Below are 21,610 nucleotides of genomic sequence, written 5' to 3' on the forward strand. Positions count from 1 at the left end.
TCAAGAGGTTAGGGGTTCGACTCCTCTCGGGCGCGCTTTTATTAACGGGAAGTGGCTCAGCTTGGTAGAGCACCTGGTTTGGGACCAGGGGGTCGCAGGTTCAAATCCTGTCTTCCCGATATTCCTAAAAAACATGGGGCCTTAGCTCAGCTGGGAGAGCGCCTGCCTTGCACGCAGGAGGTCAGCGGTTCGATCCCGCTAGGCTCCACTTATATTAATATCATTTATGGCGGTGTAGCTCAGCTGGCTAGAGCGTACGGTTCATACCCGTGAGGTCGGGGGTTCGATCCCCTCCGCCGCTACCATAAAGGACCTTTAGCTCAGCTGGTTAGAGCAGACGGCTCATAACCGTCCGGTCGTAGGTTCGAGTCCTACAAGGTCCACCATTAGACGTATATATCTCGGAGGTATACCCAAGTTCGGCTGAAGGGATCGGTCTTGAAAACCGACAGGCGGCGAGAGTCGCGCGGGGGTTCGAATCCCTCTACCTCCTCCATTTTTTTCTAAAGTGAATATTTTATCATCGCGGGGTGGAGCAGCACGGTAGCTCGTCGGGCTCATAACCCGAAGGTCGCAGGTTCAAATCCTGTCCCCGCAACCAAATGGTCCCGTGGTGTAGTGGTTAACATGCCTGCCTGTCACGCAGGAGATCGCCGGTTCGACCCCGGTCGGGACCGCCATTTTTTACATAAAGGCTCGGTAGCTCAGTCGGTAGAGCAGAGGACTGAAAATCCTCGTGTCGGCGGTTCGATTCCGTCCCGAGCCACCATTTTGAAATCGCGAGCCGACTTAGCTCAATTGGTAGAGCAACTGACTTGTAATCAGTAGGTTGGGGGTTCAAGTCCTCTAGTCGGCACCACTTTCAAAATGAGCCATTAGCTCAGTTGGTAGAGCATCTGACTTTTAATCAGAGGGTCGAAGGTTCGAGTCCTTCATGGCTCACCATTTACAATTTAATGCGGGTGTAGTTTAGTGGTAAAACAAGAGCCTTCCAAGCTCTGGTCGAGAGTTCGATTCTCTTCACCCGCTTTTTAATTATGGGCCTATAGCTCAGCTGGTTAGAGCGCACGCCTGATAAGCGTGAGGTCGATGGTTCGAGTCCATTTAGGCCCACCATAATTGTTCCGCAGTAGCTCAGTGGTAGAGCTATCGGCTGTTAACCGATCGGTCGTAGGTTCGAGTCCTACCTGCGGAGCCATATTTATAGAGAAGTACCCAAGTGGCTCAAGGGGCTCCCCTGCTAAGGGAGTAGATCGCGAACGCGGTGCGAGGGTTCGAATCCCTTCTTCTCTGCCAGAACTGGCCCGTTGGTCAAGTGGTTAAGACACCGCCCTTTCACGGCGGTAACACGGGTTCGAATCCCGTACGGGTCATACTAAAAGAGATAGCATAATCTGCTATCTCTTTTTTTGTTGTATAAAAGTGAACTTTGGATAGTCTGCTTTTTTATGCAATAGAAGAAATATGAAGTATGGGCTGTTGCAGTTGGGTATATAGAGCCGTAAATACAATTATGTTGTTTATTTGGGCCTGTATGAATATGAAGGAACTATCTATCTAAAATGATACCTCAAGTTGAACTTTTACCCCAGCTGTATGGCTGTAGCCTCCTACACTTGGAGAAACCGATGAAAATACATCCGGGAGCTACTGTGGAAAATAAATAATATATAGAAGAAGCTGCCTCTCAATAGGGTGACCTACTGGAGACAGCTTTTTTATGTTGTCATTATTGTCGAGTTTTGTCGGTAAGTCGATATATTGCAAAAATCGCTGATATAATTTGAGTTACGATCGATAAATTTTAATAATCGCTGATATATTTGGAGTTACGGTCGATATATTCTAAAAATCGCCGATATAATTTCACTTACCAATGAAAACCACAAGAAAAACCCTTTCACAATCTAAAGAAAACGCCTCCATTGAAATGGATTCCACACCTATTCCAATAACTTTACACTCTATGTGAAAAAGTTCACAAATAGGTCATAATTTGTGAAGTAATTCACAATAATACGTGCTACAATATGAATGTAAAGAAGTTAAACAACATTAAATTAGTATTTTAATTAATTACTTAAACAATCATAAAAAAATATATGTGAACAATAGAGAGGGGAAATTACCATGAAAAAAGGTATCAATCGTGTAGTATTAGTAGGAACAGGAGCTGTAGGTTGTAGTTACGCTTACTCAATGATCAACCAAGGTGTAGCTGAAGAATTCGTATTAGTAGATGTTAATGAAGCAAAAGCAGAAGGGGAAGCAATGGACTTAAGCCATGCGGTACCATTCTCTCCATCACCAACAAAAGTTTGGAGCGGTAGCTATGCAGATTGTAAAGATGCAGATTTAGTTGTTATCACTGCTGGGTTACCACAAAAGCCAGGTGAAACTCGTTTAGACTTAGTTGAGAAAAATACAAAGATCTTTAAACAAATCGTTCGGGGCATTATGGATAGCGGATTCGATGGAATCTTCTTAATTGCAACTAATCCAGTTGATATTTTAACTTACGTAACTTGGAAAGAATCTGGTTTACCGAAAGAGCGCGTAATCGGTTCTGGTACTACTTTAGACTCTGCTCGTTTCCGTTACATGTTAGGTGACTACTTAGATGTAGATCCACGTAACGTTCATGCTTACATCGTTGGTGAACACGGTGACACTGAACTTCCAGTATGGAGCCACGCTACTATCGGTGTACAAAAATTAGAAACAATCTTAGCTAACAACGAACAGTACAAACAAGAAGACTTAGACAAAATCTTCGAAAACGTACGTGATGCAGCTTACCATATCATCGAGCGTAAAGGTGCAACTTACTACGGAATCGGTATGTCACTACTTCGTGTAACTAAAGCAATCTTAAACAACGAGAACAGCGTATTAACTGTATCTGCATACCTTGAAGGTCAATACGGCGAGAAAGATGCTTACGTAGGTGTTCCAGCTGTAATTAACCGCGAAGGTGTACGTGAAATCGTAGAACTTGAGCTAAATGAAGAGGAAAAAGTGAAGTTCGCTCATTCTGTAAAAGTATTAAAAGAAACAATGGCACCAGTACTATAATAATTGCTAAATAATTCAGAGGTGGGAAACTGCTTCTTACCTCTGAACTTATATAATTTAATATAAATTCCTTTTCCGGTTTCCCTTGTATATCCCCAATATACCCCTTTTGCTGGATAAGGGTCGTTTATAGAAAAGAGCACTCTATTTTACGTAGAGTGCTCTTTATTATTCCGCTATTTGCCGGGCAGTAAAAACCCACTGATTAAAGTTTCATTTTATTATTTTTTAGGTGTTAATCCTAATTTCTTTAAAATATCTGCCAGTGTACCGCTTTTGGATTTTTCTACAGGTGTTTGTGATTTAGATGCATCTGGACCTTTTTTCAAGAAGTTCCTTTCAACGAAGCGAATATCTTTTTCGTCGACAATACCATCTTTATTAAGGTCTCCGTCTTTTACAGTTACTCCTTTTTTACCATAGTTGCTAGCGATAATTTCAGCATCTTTAATATCGATTACTTTATCAGCATTTACATCGCCGGTAAGGTTTTCATCAGGTCTTGCATAATAATATTGGCCAAGCAGCTTACCGTCTTTTTCAGTACCAAGTTTCATTGTTAGGCGGCTTGTTAAATGTCCTGGCACCTCTACATATAAGTTATAGTCGTGTTTATTAACTGGAAGTCCATTTAGTTTGAAGTATCCGTATTTATCTAGTGAGCCTTCAAACTTATGACGGTAAGAATCAGTCGCATATACTTTTAGGCCAAGCTTTGTATAATCGAACTTTTCATCTAAATATTCGCGTTCATTTAAGAACGCACCAGGTTTAATATTTCCTTCTACTAGTGAGTTTAAGGACATAACTGAGAATGTTTGATCTTGAAGTACACGCATTCTATTTGGTTCTGATTCACCTTGTTTCCAGTAAACAAAAATTGGTGACTCTAATTGAGCGTTTGCTTCATAAAATTCATCATTTTCTGCTTTGAAAGTTACATCAATGAACGGGAAATCACCATCTAATCCAGCAAAGTTTTTGTCATCGATAGCGCCGCCAACTGTAACAAAACCTGCCTCTAATTTCGGTTCATTTACTTTTGCGGTTACTCCTTTTTCGGAAAGTAGCTTTTCAAAAGCAGGATTAAATTTCGCATTTCAATAACATTGTGACAAAAAATATTGAGAAACATTTTTTTATGACAGATTATTTTGTTTTGATTTTGAGTGGAAAATAGCATGAAAAATAGGATAAACATAATAAAATAAAGGTTGAGAAAAAATAATTGGTAAAAATATAGAAGAATAATAAAGCGTTTTCAATGAATATTCGTCAAAATTCGATATTTTACACGGAAATGTGAAGAAAAACTAACATTTTTAAGAAAAAAACGAATGTTTTTTATAAATTAACAAGGATATTGCAGTTTTTCGCAGAAATAGTTAAAGTATAAAAAATTCTGTCATCTAAGTGAGGTGAGCATATTGAGTGTAATAAATTGTGAAGAAGTGAAACGAGATGAGTTTCATACAGAAAAGTACTATGAAAGTTATAACATCTTTGGCGCACATGTTGTGACGGAAGATGAGATTCAAGGGGTACGATTTACAGTCTGGGCTCCTCATGCGAAAGCAATGAGTGTTGTTGGAGATTTTAATGAGTGGGATTATGAGCAACATAAGATGCTACAAGTGACAGAAGAAGGGATTTGGTCCTTATTTATACCGCATATTGAAGAAGGAGAAATATATAAATATGCGATTGAAACGTTGGCTGGTGACGTCATTTTAAAGGCAGATCCGTATGCTATATATGCAGAAGTAAGACCGAATACGGCATCTGTAGTTTTTGATATAAAAGGATATGAATGGAATGATAAAAACTGGAATCGTAAGAAAAAGAAAAAACCGATTTATAAAGAAGCGATGACAGTTTATGAATTACATTTTGGTTCTTGGAAAAAGAAAGAAGATGGAACACTATATTCTTACAGGGAAATGGCAGAAGAACTCATTCCGTATGTGGTGGAACATCAATTTACACATATTGAAATTATGCCGCTTGTTGAGCATCCATATGATCGTTCTTGGGGATATCAAGGAACGGGATATTATGCAGCGACGAGTAGATTTGGTACACCGCATGATTTAATGTATTTTGTCGACGAGTGTCATAAATATGGAATCGGTGTCATTTTAGATTGGGTACCGGGGCATTTTTGTAAAGATGCTCACGGTTTATATTTGTTTGATGGCACACCGACCTATGAATATAAAGATAAAGATGTACAAGAAAATCTAGTATGGGGAACTGTCAATTTTGATTTAGGAAAGAGAGAGGTACGTAATTTCTTAATTTCAAATGCGTTATTTTGGATGAGATATTTCCATATTGATGGTTTCAGAGTAGATGCAGTTGCGAACATGTTGTACTGGAATAAAGAAGGACAAGAGCAAAGTAATGAGTACGCTGTGTCATTTTTACGGGAGTTAAATGAAGCAGTGTTTGCAGAGGATGAAGATTTTCTTATGACGGCAGAGGATTCAACAGCTTGGCCACTTGTAACAGCACCAACGTATGAAGGTGGGCTTGGATTCAATTACAAATGGAATATGGGCTGGATGAATGACGTGCTGAAATATATGGAGTGTGCGCCAGAGTACAGAAAATATATTCATGAGAAAATGACGTTCTCTTTACTATATGCTTACTCTGAAAACTTCATATTACCCCTTTCTCATGATGAAGTCGTTCATGGGAAAAAGTCGTTATTAAATAAAATGCCAGGTGATTACTGGGATAAGTTTGCTCAGCTTCGTTTGTTATATGGATATTTCTTTACTCACCCAGGAAAGAAATTACTTTTCATGGGAGGAGAATTCGGGCAGTTTGATGAGTGGAAAGACCTTGAAGATTTAGATTGGAATTTACATGATTTTGAAATGCATCGTTATATGCATGATTACTTTAAAGAGCTCATAGCATTGTATAAGCGCTCAAAACCACTTTGGCAGCTTGATCATTCGCCTGAAGGTTTTCAGTGGATTGATGCTAATAATAACGAGCAAAGTATTTTCTCGTTTATCCGCCAAGGGGATAAACAAGAAGATGCGTTAGTTATCGTATGTAATTTTACGAAAGCTACATATGAAAACTATAAAGTAGGTGTACCAGATTTCGAGTATTATAACGAGATTTTAAACAGTGATGCACAGCAATATGGCGGTTCGGGACAAGTGAATAAGAAACGTCTTAAGACGATTCTAGAACCGTACCATAATCAAGCAGCACATGTAGAGATTACAATTCCACCATTTGGCGTATCCATATTACGACCAGTGAAGACGAGAAAGGGGAGCAAAAAACAAGATGGCTCAAAAACAAAAGTGCGTAGCAATGTTACTAGCAGGGGGAAAAGGTAGTCGTTTAAGTGCATTAACAAAGAATTTAGCCAAGCCAGCTGTTCCATTTGGTGGTAAATATCGCATTATTGATTTTACGCTAAGTAACTGTGCGAATTCTGGTATTGAAACGGTTGGGATTTTAACGCAATATCAACCACTCGAACTTCATAATTATATCGGAATCGGAAATGCGTGGGATTTAGACCGAGTAAACGGTGGGGTCACAGTCTTACCTCCTTATGCGGAGTCTTCAGGGGTTAAGTGGTATACAGGTACGGCAAGTGCCATTTATCAAAACTTAAACTATTTAAGTCAGTATGAACCGGAGTATGTTCTCATTTTATCAGGCGACCATATTTATAAAATGGATTACAGTAAGATGCTAGATTACCATATTCAGAAAGAATCGGACGTATCCATTTCTGTTATTGAAGTACCTTGGGATGAAGCGAGTCGCTTTGGCATTATGAATACAAATGAAGAAATGGAGATTGTTGAGTTTGAAGAGAAACCACAATTTCCAAGAAGTAATCTTGCATCAATGGGAATCTATATTTTTAATTGGTCAATTTTGAAAGAGTATTTAGAGATGGATGCAAGAAACCCTGAATCTAGTAACGATTTTGGAAAAGACGTACTTCCGCTTTTATTGGATGAAGGGAAGAAGCTAATGGCGTATCCGTTTGAAGGATATTGGAAAGATGTTGGAACGGTGAAGAGCTTATGGGAAGCGAATATGGATTTGCTTCGCGATGAAACATCACTGAATTTAAACGATCGTAATTGGCGTATTTACTCTGTCAATCCAAACGAACCGCCTCAATATATTGCTGAAAAGGCGAAAGTAGAAGAATCGCTTATTAACGAAGGGTGCGTCATTGAAGGGGACGTGAAGCATTCTGTGTTATTCCAAGGAGTGACGGTGGAAGAAGGAAGTATGGTGATTGATTCTGTCGTTATGCCAGGGGCTAAGATTGGTAAAAATGTTGTGATTGAAAGAGCGATTGTTGGATCAGAAATGGTTATCGAGGATGGAACAATCATTCGTCCAGAAAAGAATGTTGACGATGTAGTATTAATTGCTGAAGGGAAATAGAAAAGGGGGATGAAATGAATGGGAGAAAAAATGTTAGGGATTATTAATGCAACGGGAAGTTTTCCTTCCTTAAAGAAAGTAACAGGGCATCGTTCACTAGCGGCGTTACCGTTTGGGGGCCGTTATCGACTCATTGATTTCATGCTTTCAAATATGGTGAATTCTAGTATTCATAGTGTGGCAGTTTTTACAAGCCATAAAAATCGTTCGTTAATGGACCATGTTGGTTCAGGAAAACAGTGGGATTTAGATAGAAAACGAGACGGACTATTTTTATTCCCGCCAAACTGCCAATGTGACCAAGATGAATTTGGGTCTTTTGCACACTTTAGAAGACATATTGATTATTTTCTAAGAAGCAGAGAAGAGTACGTTGTTATTACGAATAGCCATCTCGTAACAGCATTAAATTTTCAAGCGGTGTTAGAGCGACATATACATACGGCAGCTGATATTACGGAAGTTTGCCATGAAGGGGTTTCACTTCAAACATATGTGTTAAAGAAACAATTATTGTTAGACTTATTTGAGTCATATAAAGATGTGGAACAATACAGTTTATTTGATGTAGTGAGAGAAAAGCGCGGGAAATCATTACACATTGCTACATATGAACATACTGGATATGTAGCAATTATTGACTCGATTGAAAGTTACTATAAACATAGCTTAGAAATTTTGCAACCTGCTATTTGGAAGCAATTATTTAAGAAAGAAGCACCGATCTTTACGAAAGTAAAAGATGAGCCACCAACTCGTTATTTAAAGGGTGCAGTCGTGAAAAATACAATGATTGCAAACGGTAGTATTATTGAAGGGGAAGTCGAAAACAGTGTTGTTTCCCGTTCAGTTAAAATTGGAAAAGGTTCAATTATTCGTAACAGTATTATTATGCAAAAGAGCCAAATTGGAGATAACTGTATAATAGATGGTGTTATTATTGATAAAGACGTGAAAATTGGTGACGGTGTCGTATTAAAAGGAAACGCCGATGGGCCGTATGTTGTAGAAAAAGGAAGCGTACAAAACAGTACGATTAATAGTTATTCTTAAAAGAATCAGTGGGGGTCTTCCTCCACTGATTAAAGTTTTAATTCAAATGAAAACTCGAAGGGAGGAAGCTGCAAGAGGAGTAATAAAAACTTTTCGCGCAGTGGGACAACAAGTGAATATTTTATTTGCAGTATCAGAATGTGTACCGTTTGTGAAATCGGGAGGATTAGCTGATGTAGCGGGTGCGCTCCCAAAAGAGCTGAAAAAATTAGGAGTGGACGTTCGTATTATACTTCCGAATTATAGTCTCATTCCGCAAAAGTTAAGAGATGGATGTACGTTACATAAAGTAATTAACGTCCCGCTTGGGTGGAGAAATCAATATTGTGGAATTTTAAAAGGTGAGCAAGACGGAATTACGTATTACTTAATAGATAATGAATATTATTTTAAGAGAGATTCTCTGTATGGTCATTATGATGACGGAGAGCGTTTTTCTTATTTCTCAAAAGCGGTGTTAGAGTGTATTCCGCACCTTGATTTTGAAGTGGATGTTCTTCATAGCCACGATTGGCATACGGCTATGGTTAATTTCTTACTTCGTGAAAAGTATCAAGATAACCCGTTATATGAGCGTATTAAAACGGTATATACAATTCATAACTTACAGTTCCAAGGTGTATTTCCTCCTGAAGTAATGTACGACTTGTTAGAACTTGGTGATGAATATTTCCACAGTGAGCAGTTAGAGTTTTATGGGAATGTGAACTTTATGAAGGGCGGTATTATCGCTTCGGATCAAATTACAGCGGTGAGCCCGACGTATAAAGAAGAAATTCAATATGAATTTTTCGGTGAGAAGTTAGATGGATTACTGCGAAAATATAATGATAAGCTTAGCGGTATTGTAAATGGCATTGATACGAGCGTATATAATCCAGAAACGGATTCGTATATTAAGGCTCAGTATGATGCAGAGTCATTATATGAAAAAAGTGAAAATAAACGCGCTTTGCAGCGTTATTTTGGTTTGCCAGAAAAAGAGGATACACCAATTATTTCAATGGTAACGAGATTAACGAAGCAAAAAGGGCTTGATTTAGTACGTACTGTATTCCGCGAACTAATGGAAGAAGATGTACAATGTATTATTTTAGGTTCAGGTGATTCGGAATATGAGCAATTCTTTGAGTGGATGGCATATGAGTATCCGGAGAAGGTAAAAGTTTATATCGGATTTAATGAAGAATTAGCTCACCAAGTGTATGCGGGAAGCGATTTGTTTTTAATGCCATCGCTGTTTGAACCGTGTGGACTTGGACAACTTATCGCATTAGCGTACGGTACGATTCCAATTGTAAGAGAAACAGGTGGATTAAACGATACAGTACATTCTTATGATGAAGAAACAGGCGAAGGAAATGGTTTCAGTTTCACGAATTTTAATGCACATGACATGCTGCATACGATTCATCGTGCAATTGAATTCTATCACGATAAACCGGTATGGGAGCAGCTTGTAAAACAAGCGATGACTGAAGATTATAGCTGGGAGCAATCGGCTCTTGCTTATAAGGAATTGTATAAAAGTCTCATGGAATAACATGTAGGTGGTGAAAAAATGTTTACTCATGTTGAAAGTTTTAAATCAACTTTTCTAGAAAAGTTAGAGACGATGTATGGGAAAAGTTTCAAAGATTCTACAACTCGTGATCAATATAATACGCTCGGCCATATGGTACGTGAGTATATGAATAGTCAATGGATTGCAACGAATGAGAGTTATCGATCCGGAGAGCAAAAGCAAATGTATTACTTGTCTATTGAGTTTTTGCTTGGACGTTTGCTTGGAAGTAACATCTTGAATTTAGGTATTAGAGATGTATGCGAGCAAGGGTTATCTGAACTAGGGATTTCGTTACAAGAGTTAGAAGAAGTGGAAGCAGATGCAGGCCTTGGTAATGGTGGGCTTGGACGCTTAGCAGCCTGTTTTCTCGATTCACTTGCATCTTTAAACTTGCCAGGACACGGCTGTGGAATTCGTTATAAACATGGTTTGTTTGATCAGAAAATTGTTGATGGTTATCAAGTCGAATTTCCAGAACAGTGGCTTCTTCATGAAAACGTATGGGAAGTAAGAAGGCATGATCAAGCTGTAGAAGTAAGTTATTTCGGCAGTGTTGAACCGCTAGAAATTGACGGGCGTTTAGAGTTTAGGCATACAAATGCAGAAGTCATTATGGCCGTGCCATATGATGTGCCGGTAGTTGGCTATGAGACGAGTACTGTAAATACACTTAGACTTTGGAATGCTGAACCAGTTCCTTTCCCGCAAAACTGCAAAGATATTTTGAAATATAAGCGTGAAACAGAGGCTGTATCGGAGTTTTTATATCCAGATGATACGCATGATGAGGGAAAAATACTTCGTTTAAAACAACAGTATTTCCTCGTATCAGCAAGTTTGCAAAATATCGTTCGAATGCATAGAGAAAGATACGGTGACCTTCGTCAACTACATGAAAAAATTGCGATCCACATTAACGATACACATCCGGTTTTAGCAATTCCGGAACTGATGCGTATTTTACTAGACGAAGAAAAGTTAGCATGGGAAGAAGCTTGGCACATAACGACGCAGACGATTTCTTATACGAATCATACGACGTTATCAGAAGCGCTCGAAAAGTGGCCAATTCACATTTTTAAACCGTTATTACCGAGAATTTATATGATTATTGAAGAGATTAATGAACGTTTCTGTCATGAACTGTGGGAACAGTATCCGTATGAGTGGGATCGTATTGAAGCAATGGCGATTATTGCACATGACCTTGTGAAAATGGCTCATTTAGCGATTGTCGGTAGCCATAGCGTAAACGGTGTAGCGAAAATTCATACGGAAATATTAAAGCAGCGGGAAATGCGATTGTTTTATGAATTTTATCCAGATAAGTTTAATAATAAGACGAATGGAATTGCTCATAGGCGCTGGCTTATGAAAGCAAATCCACAGTTAACAAATCTCATTTCAGAGGCGATTGGAACAGAGTGGAAGAAAGAACCGATTAAGCTTCAAGAGCTACAATTAGTTCAATATGATGCGAGTTTCCAAGAGAAATTTGCAGAGGTAAAACAAGAGCGTAAAGAGATTTTAGCGGAGCGTATTCATAATACAATGGGGATTACCATTGATCCAAATTCTATTTTTGATGTGCAAGTGAAAAGATTACATGCTTACAAACGACAATTATTAAATGTTCTTCATATTTTATATTTGTATAACCGTTTGAAAGAGGATGCTAGTTTTACATTTTATCCGCGTACTTTTATTTTTGGAGCGAAAGCATCACCTGGCTATTATTACGCGAAAAAAATTATTAAATTAATAAATGAACTCGCAAGAAAAGTAAATAATGACCCGTATGTCAGTCAATATATGAAAGTTATCTTTCTAGAAAACTATCGAGTTTCTTTAGCAGAAGATATATTCCCGGCAGCGGATGTAAGTGAACAAATTTCAACGGCGAGTAAAGAAGCATCGGGAACAGGTAATATGAAATTTATGATGAATGGTGCGATTACACTCGGAACGCTAGACGGTGCTAACGTTGAAATAAAAGACCGGGTCGGTGATGATAACTGTTTCATTTTCGGTTTAACAGCCGAAGAGGTTCTTCATTACTATCAAAATGGTGGATATCGTGCAAGTGATTATTATCACCACAATGGGCACATTAAAAAGGTAGTAGATCAGTTAACGAATGGTTTCTTTGCACAGTCGGGAGCCGAATTTGAAGCAATTTACGATTCTCTCGTTATTCAAAATGATGAATATTTCGTTCTGCGAGATTTTGGTCCATATGCTGAAAGACAAGAAGCTGTCGGTAGAGCTTATGAGAACCGAACGAAGTGGCTAGAAATGTCGATTTTAAATATTGCACAGTCTGGTCATTTTGCGAGCGATCGAACGATTTTGCAGTACAGTAATGAAATTTGGGGTATTGGTAATGCAGTTAAACAGTTTTAAAGAGGTTGCTATATTGGGAGATATATTATCGATTTACCAACAGAAATGGATATTAATAAATAAAACGTGCTTAATAAAATTAAGCTCGTTTTATTTATTTTGCTTAAGAAAGAAATGGAACAGTGGTATATATGATACCTGCCCCATCATACTCTCCTGTCGCAAAGTATGAAAATGTAAAGAAACCTGTAACCGTAAAAATTACAATAAGGAAAAATGCGAAGATAAATTTTAACATGTAAGGTCCCCTCATCCAAAAATAACTTCATAGATTATTATAGTATACGAATATTTTATTTCCAATTGTTTACTGGTTAAAAATGAGAAGTCAGACATGTTTTGTATGTTGTAATGGAATGATTATTTGTAATGGATTTTGTGTTTTTTGTAAATGTCATGTTGTGATGGACGTGTGCATACTCCCAGTCATGATCATTAAAATTTATGTTTCGGGGAGGGAGAAGTGGAACGACATCGAATAAGTTGACGAAACGAAAGCTACTAGCTACTTGTAGTTTATAATAATTTCGAAAAGCGATATCTCCTACTTTTGGAGAAGCGAATGTATAAAGTCCATACTGTGCGAAGGCAGTATTTATACGTGCATCTAATATGTGTAATGTGGCAAGCGCGCCACCTAGACTATGCCCAGTAGCTAGCAGTTTTTTATGTGCTGGCAATGATACGAGCATATCCATAATAGAATCACGACAAGACTCATAAATAGAGAGAAAACCGTTATGGACATTTCCGCCATTTAAAGCATAAGGATAAGGTTTTTGATTGACGAGAGAATCAATAATCCAATCTGGATCTGTTTGAGTGCCTCTGAAGGCAACGATAATTGTATCCTCAGATTCTAATATAAATCCGAACCATTCTGTTGTTTGAATTGCCTTTCCTTGAAAACCTTGTACATATTGAAAACCATCTGGTATTTCGAAAATACCATTTTGTTTATATTGTTCATACGTTAACTCACAACAAGAAGCTAACAGTATGGCAGTTTCTTTATCAAAGGATAAAGGAGTACGCATTAAGGTAGCCCTCCTTAAGAAAAGGTATAGTTTAATATATGCGGTGAGGAACTTGATTCATTCTTTTGGAGGTGGGGAATAGCTTGTATCGCTTACCTAAATCAGTGGAGGAAATTATAATGTCAAAATAAAACAGTGCCTGATAAGGGCACTGTTTACTCTTTTTCATCTCAAGGAATCGACTTTTTTAGTTATTCTTAATGAACTGACGCATGCGTTAGTTGCATAAGTAAGAGGTTTGAAAAAATAGCCTGTATATATTTGAATGATGAATAACTTACCTATTTTCTTGTGTTTGTTTGCGTTACATACAGAAAAAATTCGGAAAATAAAACATATTATTTATCTGTTTGTTTTTGCTTCTTTTTCAAATACTCCGTACGCAATTTTTCAAGTTGCTGCTTTTTATCAAATTTGGCAGGCTTCTGTTTTTCATGGAACTTTGCCACAGCTACCTGACTTTTGGAATCCAATTGATATTTTCCCACTTTGTTCACCTACTTTTCTTGTCTCTAAAGAGAATCTACTCAACAAATATAATATACCTTATTTTCCTGAAGTAAACCTTATTACTTTATTTTAACTGCTTTTTCTCGTTTGTAGACGTAAATTAAAACACCCTTTCATTGCATTACTGCAAGCAAGGGTGTTTTAATTTTATTATTTTATTAGTTGATGGCCATTCCCACATAAGGGCACAGTTTACTCTTTCCCATCTAATAAACGACCAAGGCCACCTAATACACTACCTTCGCCAGTACTTTGCGCTGCTGGGCTTGTAAGGCGTGCTGCTAATCGGCTAAGTGTTAAGGACTGAATCCAAACTGTTCCAGGTCCTTCTAACGTTGCGAAGAATAAACCTTCGCCGCCAAATAGAGCTGTTTTTACTTTTCCAACGAACTCGACATCATAGTTAATGTCTTTTGTCATAGCAACAAGACAACCTGTATCAATGCGAAGTTTCTCACCAGGTTTTAATTCACGTTTATATACAGTTCCACCTGCGTGCATGAAAGCAAGACCGTCACCTTCAAGTTTCTGCATGATAAAACCTTCACCACCGAAGAAACCAGTTCCTATTTTTTTCGTAAATTCAATTCCGATAGAAACACCTTTTGCGGCACAAAGAAAGGCATCTTTTTGACAAACTACTTTTCCTTGATATTCTGTTAAATCTACAGGAATAATTTTACCAGGATAAGGAGCAGCAAATGAGACGTGGCGTTTGCCGTGACCTGTATTTGTAAATACAGTCATAAACATACTTTCGCCTGTAACGAGACGCTTACCAGCGCCCATTAATTTTCCGAATAAACCTCCAGATGGGCCAGAACCATCACCGAAGATTGTTTCCATTTCTATGTAATCTTCCATCATCATCATTGCGCCAGCTTCTGCGATCACGCTTTCTTCTGGATCTAACTCAATTTCAACAAACTGCATATCATCGCCGTATAATTTATACTCGATTTCATGTGCTTGCATTTTTCTCACCTCATAAATATGTAGTAATTATATTGTACAGAAATTATTAGAATTAGCACACTATAGTTTTGTTAATTTTCCAATAAAATATGAATATGGAAATTCAACATTATATTAAAATTATAAAAAAATGGTGGAATGAAAGTGTTCTCATTTGACGTTTTTGATATAGCGTGATATAGTGAAGTCACTATTGAGCTACATAATGTGGTACGGAAATAAAGCACGTTGAATTAAAGGCTGTAAGCTTGTTATACATTCATGTCCTTTATATCCACCTTTTCATGTGGATTCATAGTTTCATTTTTATTTAGGAGGTACATGACATGCAAACAGGTAAAGTTAAATGGTTCAACAGCGAAAAAGGTTTCGGTTTCATCGAAGTTGAAGGTGGAGACGATGTATTCGTTCACTTCTCAGCTATCCAAGGTGACGGATTCAAAACTTTAGAAGAAGGTCAAGAAGTTTCTTTCGAAATCGTTGAAGGTAACCGTGGACCACAAGCTGCTAACGTTACAAAAAACTAATTAGCTAGCGATAAAAAGCATTCCGATTTTCGGAATGCTTTTTTTTATTCTTTGGAACTAGATTCATTTGAAGATAATTCACCTTTGAAGGTACGCTCTTCAAAGTCATCAAGCATTTGTTCATATTCTTCATGTTCTTCCGTAGCGAAAACTTGCGGATTTTTTCCATACATATCTGTACCAATAAAGTTTTCGAAATCTTCTACGTATCCTACATTTTCCTCACTGTTTACGTACATGCCATTATAGTTTTTCGAATCTTGTCTTTCTAAATCAGACGGCGTTTCAGATGTTCCGTAATTTGCGACATCTTGCCACGCATCTTCCGCATCGTACTCAACAGAATGGTCCTCATCATGCTTGTGAAAAGAAGGAGATAACACTTCCTCTTCAACTGGACGCGCATCCATGTTTAATTTATTTATTGCGTGCTGAACGCATGTTGTAGCAGTCGGCATTGCTTCCAATCTTTCAAATGGAATTTCTTCACCAGACACTTCGCAAATGCCGTACGTACCCGCTTCTATTTTTTGCAAGGCATGTTTCGTGTCCTCAAGCTGTTTATGCCAAAGCTCAATAAGCCCGAAGTCTTTTTCCCGTTCATATAGCTCTGTAGCCATATCAGCTGGATGGTTATCATAGCTAGATAATTCTCCAACGGAATCACGTTCAGAAGCACGATCTGTATTTTCATGAGTTTGTATCGTTTGCTCTAGTTCGTGTTTTTGTTTTTCTAAAACGGATTTAAATTGATTTATTTGTTGTGGAGTTAACATAGTCGTCCACCTTCCTACAATTCAGTTTCTTTACATAGTATGAGCGTTGCGAGTAGGAATTATGAGATGAATTTCAGATATGAAAAAGGAGCCGCATAAGCAGCTCCTTTTATAGAAAGTATCCAAGTAATAATCCGATTCCCATGAGGAGACCGAAGATCGTATTTGTTTTTGCTGTTGCAATCATCGCAGGTACCATTTCCATTGGAATGCTTTTGCCGATAAAGCCTTTCGTTGCTTTAAATGCTTTCGGTGCACTTAAAAATACGATAAGCATCCATGGTGATACGATGCCCACGATAATTAAAGCAATTGTCCAAATGTAGGAAACGATGAACATAGAAGCAAGTACACCAACCGCTCTTTCACGTCCAACGAGAATTGCTAACGTTTTACGACCGTTTTCTTTATCGCCATCTAAGTCACGAATATTATTAGCTAGTAAAATGGCACCAATTAAAATGGAGCTTGGAATAGATAGTAAAATGACTTCTGATGTTACAGTTCCAGTTTGAATAAAGAATGAAATTCCAATAATGATAACACCCATAAATAATCCGGCTGTTAACTCTCCAAATGGTGTATAGGCAATGGGAAGTGGGCCACCCGTGTAAAGGTAAGCAACGGCCATACAAACAAGACCGATTGCAGCAAGCCACCAGCTAGAATTCATACAAATATAAACACCTAATAGTATTGCGATGCCGAAAAATCCAAATGCTAAGTTAAGCACTGTTTTTGGCTGAATGCCATCGCGAACGATAGCGCCGCCGATACCAACTGAACCTTCGTGATCGAGTCCTCTTTTATAATCAAAGTATTCATTAAACATGTTTGTTGCTGCCTGAATGAGAAGACAAGCAAGAAGCATTATAAGGAAAAGAGGGAGATGTATTCGATTTATACCTCCGACCTGCATTGCATAGGCTGTTCCGATGAAAACAGGAACGAAAGCTGCTGTTAATGTATGGGGACGTAGTAAACTCCACCAAATGCGCCAGCCTGTTTGCTTGCTTGGTTTTGGCGCCGTAGGAGAGGAATTCGTTTCGACGTTCATTTCCATGTTGAATCCTCCTTTGGTCACATATTGTACACAACTAAGTGTAGAAAAAGCATCATTTAGTGTCAACGTTTATTTTCTAGGAAGAGAAGGTGAATTTCTCAGAAATGCTAAACGTTGACAGGCCTTTCGTTTGAGGTGTATCTTAAAATCAAGCGTAATTATGACTATTTTTCGCCCATAGGGGGGAGACAATTGTGATTCAAACGAAACAAAAAGGCTTGCAAGAAGTTCTTAGTGCAGCCATTAAGCATGCAACTGATGAAAAAATATTGGTTAGTTTTGTAAAACAAATAGACTGGATGGATCCGCTTCTGTTTTATGCAGCAGGAAAAAGGATTGCATTGGAAAATAGATGTTATTTTGCAGATCCAGCTCAGCATGTAATATTTGCTGGAATTGGCTCTGTTTTCACTATAGCAAATTCTTCTCACAAACGCTTTCAAGCGGCTCGTGACGAGTGGAATAAAGTAAAAGAGAAAGCATTTGTACAAAGAGAAAAATATGAATTTGGAACAGGTCCTCTTTTATTTGGTGGATTTTCATTTGACCAAGAAAAAGAGAAAACGGACTTATGGAAAGAATTCGATGATACGACATTTTCACTACCAGCATTTTTATTAACTGTAAAAAATGAAAAAGCATGGTTAACAATGAATACATTCGTTTCAGCAACAGATTGTGCAGAAACTCTTTATAACGAAATGATTTCTTTAGAAGAGAAAATTTTTGGGGAGAGTAAATGTGCGCTAAACGGATCGAAATTAACTGTTATTTCTAAAGTAGAAGTGGATCCGAAAGGCTGGATGAAAGCCATTGAGAAAGTGCAAGATGAGATGAAGCAGGGTAACGTGCAGAAGGTTGTATTAGCGAGGGAGCTAAAAGTAGAAATGGATCATCATATTGATTCTGCTCTTGTTTTAGAAGCACTTCGCATTGGGCAACCGGATTGTTACGTATTTTCTTTTGATTATAAAGGAGCATGCTTCTTAGGAGCGACGCCAGAGAGGTTAATTCGCAAAGAAGATAAGAAGTTTACTTCGATGTGTCTTGCTGGTTCAACTGGTCATGGTCAATCTATAGAAGAAAGTAAGCGAAATAGTAATGCGCTTCTTCATGATGAAAAGAATTTAGCTGAACACGGTTATGTTGTGAACATGATCAGGTCGGTATTAAATGAGCACTGCGAATACGTTAATATTCCGGAGAGTCCAGGTCTATTAACAACGAAAAACTTAATTCATTTATATACGCCTGTAGAGGCAAAAGGCACTGCGAGTCTTTTAACGATGGTAGAAGAATTACATCCAACACCAGCTCTTGGCGGGACACCTCGTTTGGAAGCGATGAAACTGATTCGTGATGTTGAATTGTTAGACAGAGGATTATATGGTGCACCGATTGGCTGGATAGATGATGAAGGAAATGGTGAATTTGCGGTTGCACTTCGCTGCGGATTATTAAATGGCGAGAAAGCATCCTTATTTGCCGGTTGCGGGATTGTAATTGATTCAGTACCGCAACTTGAATATGAAGAGACAAGTTTGAAGTTTAGACCGATGCTTGGTGCTTTGGAGGAATTAATGAAATGAACAATCATATAGAAGCATTATCATATTATTTAGGCGCGTTCGTGGATGAACTGACGCGTCTAAATGTATGTGATGTTGTCATTAGTCCAGGCTCACGGTCAACGCCGATTGCTCTACTAATGGAACAACACGAAGGAATGAACACATATTTACATGTAGATGAAAGATCTGCAGGATTTTTTGCGCTCGGTATCGCAAAAGCGAAAAAACGTCCGGTTGCATTATTATGTACGTCAGGAACGGCAGCAGCGAACTACTATCCAGCTGTATGTGAAGCTTTCCATTCACGAGTGCCGCTTATCGTCTTAACAGCAGATAGACCGCATGAATTAAGAGATGTCGGTGCACCACAAGCGATGAATCAATTTAATTTATACGGTACGTTTGTGAAGCAATTTACAGAGATGGCACTTCCAGAAGCGAGTGAAGCGATGTACCACTACGCTCGCATGACAACGCAGCGCATGATAGCAAGTGCTTGTTTAGCGCCGCAAGGACCTGTTCATCTTAATTTTCCAGTTCGTGAACCGCTTATCCCGGACTTTTCATTAGAAAGTTTATGGGATAAAGGACGCGGGGAATATACAGGAGTAGTTCAGCAAGGGAACGTGGTGATGCCGAGTGAATATGTAGATTCTCTTGTAGGGCGCCTTTCACATATGGAAAAGGGGCTTATTATTTGTGGAGATGATAGTCATTCAGAAATCGCAACGTTTGCAACGCAACTAGCTGAAAAAACGGGATACCCAATATTAGCAGACCCACTTTCTAATATTCGTAGCGGACACCACGATAAAACGATGGTAATCGACTGTTATGATACATTTTTACGAAATGAATTGTTAAAAGAGACGTGGAAGCCGGACGTTTTAATTCGTTTTGGTGGTATGCCTGTTTCGAAAGCATTAACGCAGTTCATTAAAAAACAAACGAAAGCTGTTCATATCGTTGTTGACGAATCCGGACAATGGAGAGATCCAGCTCTTGTTGCGACAGAAGTTGTACAGGCAAGTGATATTGCATTTTGCAGTACATTAATAGAAAAAATGCCAGTTATGAAAAAGAATGATTGGTCCCAAATGTGGCAACATATAAACGAAAAAACGAAGGAAACGCTTCGTGAAATGGAAACATATGAAACTGCATTTGAAGGAAAAGTCATTACAGATATTGTACGCGTATTACCAGAAGGAGCAACGTTATTTGCGAGTAATAGTATGCCAATTCGTGATACAGATTCATTCTTCTTCACATCAGATAAAAATATTCAAGTGATGGCAAACCGCGGTGTAAATGGGATTGATGGCATCATTTCGACAGCTTTAGGAGCGAGCATGATTTGCGATCCGCTCGTATTAGTCATCGGTGACTTATCATTCTATCACGATTTAAATGGACTATTAGCTGCAAAATTACATGAATTAAATATAACGATTGTCGTTGTAAATAATGATGGTGGGGGTATTTTCTCATTCTTACCACAATATGAGAAAAAGGAACACTTCGAATCGTTATTTGGAACGCCGATTGGGCTTGACTATGAGCATGTTGTTAAAATGTACGGTGGTTCATTTAGCCGTGTAAATGGTTGGGAGCAATTCCGGGAGGAAGTACAAAAGGGAGCAACGACAGAAGGTTTACACGTTGTAGAAATTTGTACGAACCGTGATGAAAACTTAACGTTGCACCGTACGTTATGGGCAAAAACACAGGACGTAATTACTACATCATTGCAAGGTGAATCAAAATGAAAGTAACGCTGCAAGGTGTATCGTATGAATATGAAGTAGTCGGAAGCGGGGAACCACTTCTACTTCTTCATGGTTTTACGGGAAGCATGGAAACGTGGCGTTCTTTTATCTCTTCATGGAGTGGGCAGTTTCAAGTTATTGTAGTGGATCTTGTTGGACACGGAAAGACCGAGAGTCCTGAAGATGTTGCGCATTATGACATTCGAAATGTGGCATTGCAAATGAAAGAACTATTAGATTACCTTCATATTGAAAAAGCACATATACTTGGCTATTCAATGGGCGGTAGACTGGCGATTACGATGGCGTGTCTATATCCAGAATATGTACGTTCTCTTTTATTAGAAAATTGTACAGCTGGACTCAAAAGTGAAGATGAGCGAAAAGAACGCTGTGAAAAAGATGAGCGACTTGCCGATAAAATTGAGCGAGAAGGCATAGAAAGTTTTGTATCGATGTGGGAAAATATTCCGCTGTTTGAAACGCAAAAACGTTTAGCAAAAAACGTACAAGAAGCGGTGCGAAAAGAACGACTTGCTAACAACCCAAAAGGGCTCGCAAATAGCTTGCGCGGCATGGGAACTGGGGCTCAGCCTTCATGGTGGGATGAGCTAAAAAACTTAAAAATACCTGTTCTTTTAATGAACGGAGAGCATGATGAAAAGTTCTTTCGCATATTAAAAAACATCGAAAAATGCGTCTCTGATGCGAAAATTGTCAAAATTGATGGTGCTGGCCATGCAATTCATGTGGAACAACCGGAAAAGTTTGATACAATAGTAAAGGGATTTCTAAAAACTATGCAGTGATGCTTTTTTCAGTTAAGAATGAAGTTACACTT

16 protein-coding genes, 15 tRNA genes and 2 pseudogenes are annotated in these 21,610 nt (G+C 38.4%); 25 read left to right on the forward strand and 8 right to left on the reverse strand.

Going from position 1 to position 21,610, the window contains the following annotated elements; all coding sequences use genetic code 11:
* Window positions 1-45 precede the first annotated feature (45 nt).
* From AC22L0_RS12240 to AC22L0_RS12310, 15 genes are all read left to right on the forward strand, one after another.
* A tRNA-Pro gene (locus AC22L0_RS12240) sits at window positions 46-119 on the forward strand.
* 16 nt (window positions 120-135) lie between these two features.
* A tRNA-Ala gene (locus AC22L0_RS12245) sits at window positions 136-208 on the forward strand.
* A gap of 20 nt (window positions 209-228) precedes the next feature.
* A tRNA-Met gene (locus tag AC22L0_RS12250) sits at window positions 229-305 on the forward strand.
* Between the two features lie 4 nt (window positions 306-309).
* Window positions 310-386: transfer RNA gene (locus AC22L0_RS12255), tRNA-Ile, on the forward strand.
* A gap of 17 nt (window positions 387-403) precedes the next feature.
* Window positions 404-496 (forward strand) — tRNA-Ser (locus tag AC22L0_RS12260).
* Window positions 497-524: 28 nt separating this feature from the next.
* A tRNA-Met gene (locus AC22L0_RS12265) sits at window positions 525-601 on the forward strand.
* A gap of 3 nt (window positions 602-604) precedes the next feature.
* Window positions 605-680 (forward strand) — tRNA-Asp (locus AC22L0_RS12270).
* Window positions 681-693: 13 nt separating this feature from the next.
* Window positions 694-769 (forward strand) — tRNA-Phe (locus tag AC22L0_RS12275).
* Window positions 770-783: 14 nt separating this feature from the next.
* Window positions 784-859, forward strand: a tRNA-Thr gene (locus tag AC22L0_RS12280).
* A gap of 10 nt (window positions 860-869) precedes the next feature.
* A tRNA-Lys gene (locus AC22L0_RS12285) sits at window positions 870-945 on the forward strand.
* A 13-nt stretch (window positions 946-958) separates the two neighbouring features.
* A tRNA-Gly gene (locus AC22L0_RS12290) sits at window positions 959-1,029 on the forward strand.
* A 10-nt stretch (window positions 1,030-1,039) separates the two neighbouring features.
* Window positions 1,040-1,116, forward strand: a tRNA-Ile gene (locus AC22L0_RS12295).
* A 7-nt stretch (window positions 1,117-1,123) separates the two neighbouring features.
* Window positions 1,124-1,198, forward strand: a tRNA-Asn gene (locus AC22L0_RS12300).
* Between the two features lie 7 nt (window positions 1,199-1,205).
* A tRNA-Ser gene (locus AC22L0_RS12305) sits at window positions 1,206-1,296 on the forward strand.
* A gap of 5 nt (window positions 1,297-1,301) precedes the next feature.
* Window positions 1,302-1,373 (forward strand) — tRNA-Glu (locus AC22L0_RS12310).
* Window positions 1,374-1,471: 98 nt separating this feature from the next.
* Here AC22L0_RS12310 and AC22L0_RS12315 read toward each other — a convergent pair.
* Window positions 1,472-1,647, reverse strand: a pseudogene (locus tag AC22L0_RS12315) (IS4 family transposase); the annotation flags it as partial.
* Window positions 1,648-2,130: 483 nt separating this feature from the next.
* Here AC22L0_RS12315 and AC22L0_RS12320 point away from each other — a divergent pair.
* The gene (locus AC22L0_RS12320; protein WP_000715340.1) at window positions 2,131-3,075 is read left to right on the forward strand and encodes an L-lactate dehydrogenase; all 945 of its coding nucleotides are present in this window, start codon (window positions 2,131-2,133) and stop codon (window positions 3,073-3,075) included.
* Window positions 3,076-3,296: 221 nt separating this feature from the next.
* On the opposite strand, the pseudogene AC22L0_RS12325 reads toward AC22L0_RS12320, so the two are convergent.
* Window positions 3,297-4,175 (reverse strand): annotated as a pseudogene (locus AC22L0_RS12325) (dockerin type I domain-containing protein); the annotation flags it as partial.
* Between the two features lie 327 nt (window positions 4,176-4,502).
* Between AC22L0_RS12325 and glgB the strand changes: the two are divergent.
* The 5 genes from glgB to glgP all read left to right on the forward strand — a co-directional run bounded on the left by glgB (window position 4,503) and on the right by glgP (window position 12,541).
* Window positions 4,503-6,440: a 1,4-alpha-glucan branching protein GlgB gene (gene glgB / locus AC22L0_RS12330; RefSeq protein ID WP_000111398.1), complete on the forward strand. Its 1,938-nt coding sequence runs from the start codon at window positions 4,503-4,505 to the stop codon at window positions 6,438-6,440.
* The gene (gene glgC / locus AC22L0_RS12335; protein ID WP_000057606.1) at window positions 6,388-7,518 is read left to right on the forward strand and encodes a glucose-1-phosphate adenylyltransferase; all 1,131 of its coding nucleotides are present in this window, start codon (window positions 6,388-6,390) and stop codon (window positions 7,516-7,518) included. The genes glgB and glgC overlap by 53 nt, the downstream gene beginning before the upstream one ends.
* Window positions 7,519-7,536: 18 nt before the next feature.
* Entirely contained in the window at window positions 7,537-8,571 is a 1,035-nt protein-coding gene (glgD, locus tag AC22L0_RS12340) for a glucose-1-phosphate adenylyltransferase subunit GlgD (RefSeq protein WP_000504164.1), read from the forward strand.
* 112 nt (window positions 8,572-8,683) lie between these two features.
* A complete protein-coding gene (glgA, locus tag AC22L0_RS12345; RefSeq protein WP_048568044.1) occupies window positions 8,684-10,114 on the forward strand; it encodes a glycogen synthase GlgA in 1,431 nt (476 codons plus the stop codon).
* Between the two features lie 18 nt (window positions 10,115-10,132).
* A complete protein-coding gene (gene glgP / locus AC22L0_RS12350; RefSeq protein WP_000494098.1) occupies window positions 10,133-12,541 on the forward strand; it encodes a glycogen phosphorylase in 2,409 nt (802 codons plus the stop codon).
* Between the two features lie 103 nt (window positions 12,542-12,644).
* Here the strand turns inward: glgP and AC22L0_RS12355 are convergent, their stop codons facing one another.
* From AC22L0_RS12355 to AC22L0_RS12370, 4 genes are all read right to left on the reverse strand, one after another.
* Window positions 12,645-12,779 (reverse strand): hypothetical protein, encoded by a 135-nt coding sequence (locus AC22L0_RS12355; protein ID WP_000911065.1) that lies wholly within the window; start codon window positions 12,777-12,779, stop codon window positions 12,645-12,647.
* Window positions 12,780-12,855: 76 nt separating this feature from the next.
* Window positions 12,856-13,578: a lipase family protein gene (locus AC22L0_RS12360; RefSeq protein WP_001260134.1), complete on the reverse strand. Its 723-nt coding sequence runs from the start codon at window positions 13,576-13,578 to the stop codon at window positions 12,856-12,858.
* Between the two features lie 338 nt (window positions 13,579-13,916).
* Window positions 13,917-14,066 carry a hypothetical protein gene (locus AC22L0_RS12365; RefSeq protein ID WP_000521639.1) on the reverse strand — a complete coding sequence of 50 codons (150 nt, stop codon included), beginning with the start codon at window positions 14,064-14,066 and terminating at the stop codon, window positions 13,917-13,919.
* Window positions 14,067-14,280: 214 nt separating this feature from the next.
* On the reverse strand, window positions 14,281-15,063 hold the full coding sequence (locus AC22L0_RS12370; RefSeq protein ID WP_001147834.1) for a TIGR00266 family protein: 783 nt from the start codon (window positions 15,061-15,063) through the stop codon (window positions 14,281-14,283).
* Window positions 15,064-15,389: 326 nt separating this feature from the next.
* Between AC22L0_RS12370 and cspD the strand changes: the two genes are divergently transcribed.
* Window positions 15,390-15,590, forward strand: coding sequence for a cold-shock protein CspD (gene cspD, locus AC22L0_RS12375; protein WP_001193054.1), 201 nt, complete (start codon window positions 15,390-15,392; stop codon window positions 15,588-15,590).
* Window positions 15,591-15,634: 44 nt separating this feature from the next.
* Here cspD and AC22L0_RS12380 read toward each other — a convergent pair whose 3' ends face one another.
* Window positions 15,635-16,366 carry a yteA family sporulation protein gene (locus AC22L0_RS12380; RefSeq protein ID WP_087967163.1) on the reverse strand — a complete coding sequence of 244 codons (732 nt, stop codon included), beginning with the start codon at window positions 16,364-16,366 and terminating at the stop codon, window positions 15,635-15,637.
* A gap of 109 nt (window positions 16,367-16,475) precedes the next feature.
* Window positions 16,476-17,429, reverse strand: a complete 954-nt coding sequence (locus tag AC22L0_RS12385; RefSeq protein ID WP_087967165.1) for a 1,4-dihydroxy-2-naphthoate polyprenyltransferase — start codon at window positions 17,427-17,429, stop codon at window positions 16,476-16,478.
* 194 nt (window positions 17,430-17,623) lie between these two features.
* Between AC22L0_RS12385 and AC22L0_RS12390 the strand changes: the two genes are divergently transcribed.
* From AC22L0_RS12390 to menH, 3 genes are read left to right on the forward strand one after another with little or no spacing between them, the layout of a single operon-like run.
* Entirely contained in the window at window positions 17,624-19,018 is a 1,395-nt protein-coding gene (locus AC22L0_RS12390; protein ID WP_087967167.1) for an isochorismate synthase, read from the forward strand.
* Window positions 19,015-20,769 (forward strand): 2-succinyl-5-enolpyruvyl-6-hydroxy-3-cyclohexene-1-carboxylic-acid synthase, encoded by a 1,755-nt coding sequence (gene menD, locus AC22L0_RS12395; protein ID WP_001059220.1) that lies wholly within the window; start codon window positions 19,015-19,017, stop codon window positions 20,767-20,769. Before AC22L0_RS12390 ends, menD begins: the two co-directional genes overlap by 4 nt.
* The gene (gene menH, locus AC22L0_RS12400; RefSeq protein ID WP_000869216.1) at window positions 20,766-21,578 is read left to right on the forward strand and encodes a 2-succinyl-6-hydroxy-2,4-cyclohexadiene-1-carboxylate synthase; all 813 of its coding nucleotides are present in this window, start codon (window positions 20,766-20,768) and stop codon (window positions 21,576-21,578) included. Before menD ends, menH begins: the two co-directional genes overlap by 4 nt.
* Window positions 21,579-21,610 lie beyond the last annotated feature (32 nt).

It is taken from the genome of Bacillus sp. LQ01 (genome assembly GCF_057624735.1).

Coding starts and splice junctions, on each gene's coding strand:
- AC22L0_RS12380 (WP_087967163.1), bottom strand. CDS start 16,366: ATGTTAACTCCACAACAAATAAATCAATTTAAATCCGTTTTAGAAAAA.
- menD (WP_001059220.1), top strand. CDS start 19,015: ATGAACAATCATATAGAAGCATTATCATATTATTTAGGCGCGTTCGTG.
- AC22L0_RS12355 (WP_000911065.1), bottom strand. CDS start 12,779: ATGTTAAAATTTATCTTCGCATTTTTCCTTATTGTAATTTTTACGGTT.
- glgP (WP_000494098.1), top strand. CDS start 10,133: ATGTTTACTCATGTTGAAAGTTTTAAATCAACTTTTCTAGAAAAGTTA.
- AC22L0_RS12320 (WP_000715340.1), top strand. CDS start 2,131: ATGAAAAAAGGTATCAATCGTGTAGTATTAGTAGGAACAGGAGCTGTA.
- glgC (WP_000057606.1), top strand. CDS start 6,388: ATGGCTCAAAAACAAAAGTGCGTAGCAATGTTACTAGCAGGGGGAAAA.
- AC22L0_RS12385 (WP_087967165.1), bottom strand. CDS start 17,429: ATGGAAATGAACGTCGAAACGAATTCCTCTCCTACGGCGCCAAAACCA.
- menH (WP_000869216.1), top strand. CDS start 20,766: ATGAAAGTAACGCTGCAAGGTGTATCGTATGAATATGAAGTAGTCGGA.
- AC22L0_RS12370 (WP_001147834.1), bottom strand. CDS start 15,063: ATGCAAGCACATGAAATCGAGTATAAATTATACGGCGATGATATGCAG.
- cspD (WP_001193054.1), top strand. CDS start 15,390: ATGCAAACAGGTAAAGTTAAATGGTTCAACAGCGAAAAAGGTTTCGGT.
- glgD (WP_000504164.1), top strand. CDS start 7,537: ATGGGAGAAAAAATGTTAGGGATTATTAATGCAACGGGAAGTTTTCCT.
- AC22L0_RS12360 (WP_001260134.1), bottom strand. CDS start 13,578: ATGCGTACTCCTTTATCCTTTGATAAAGAAACTGCCATACTGTTAGCT.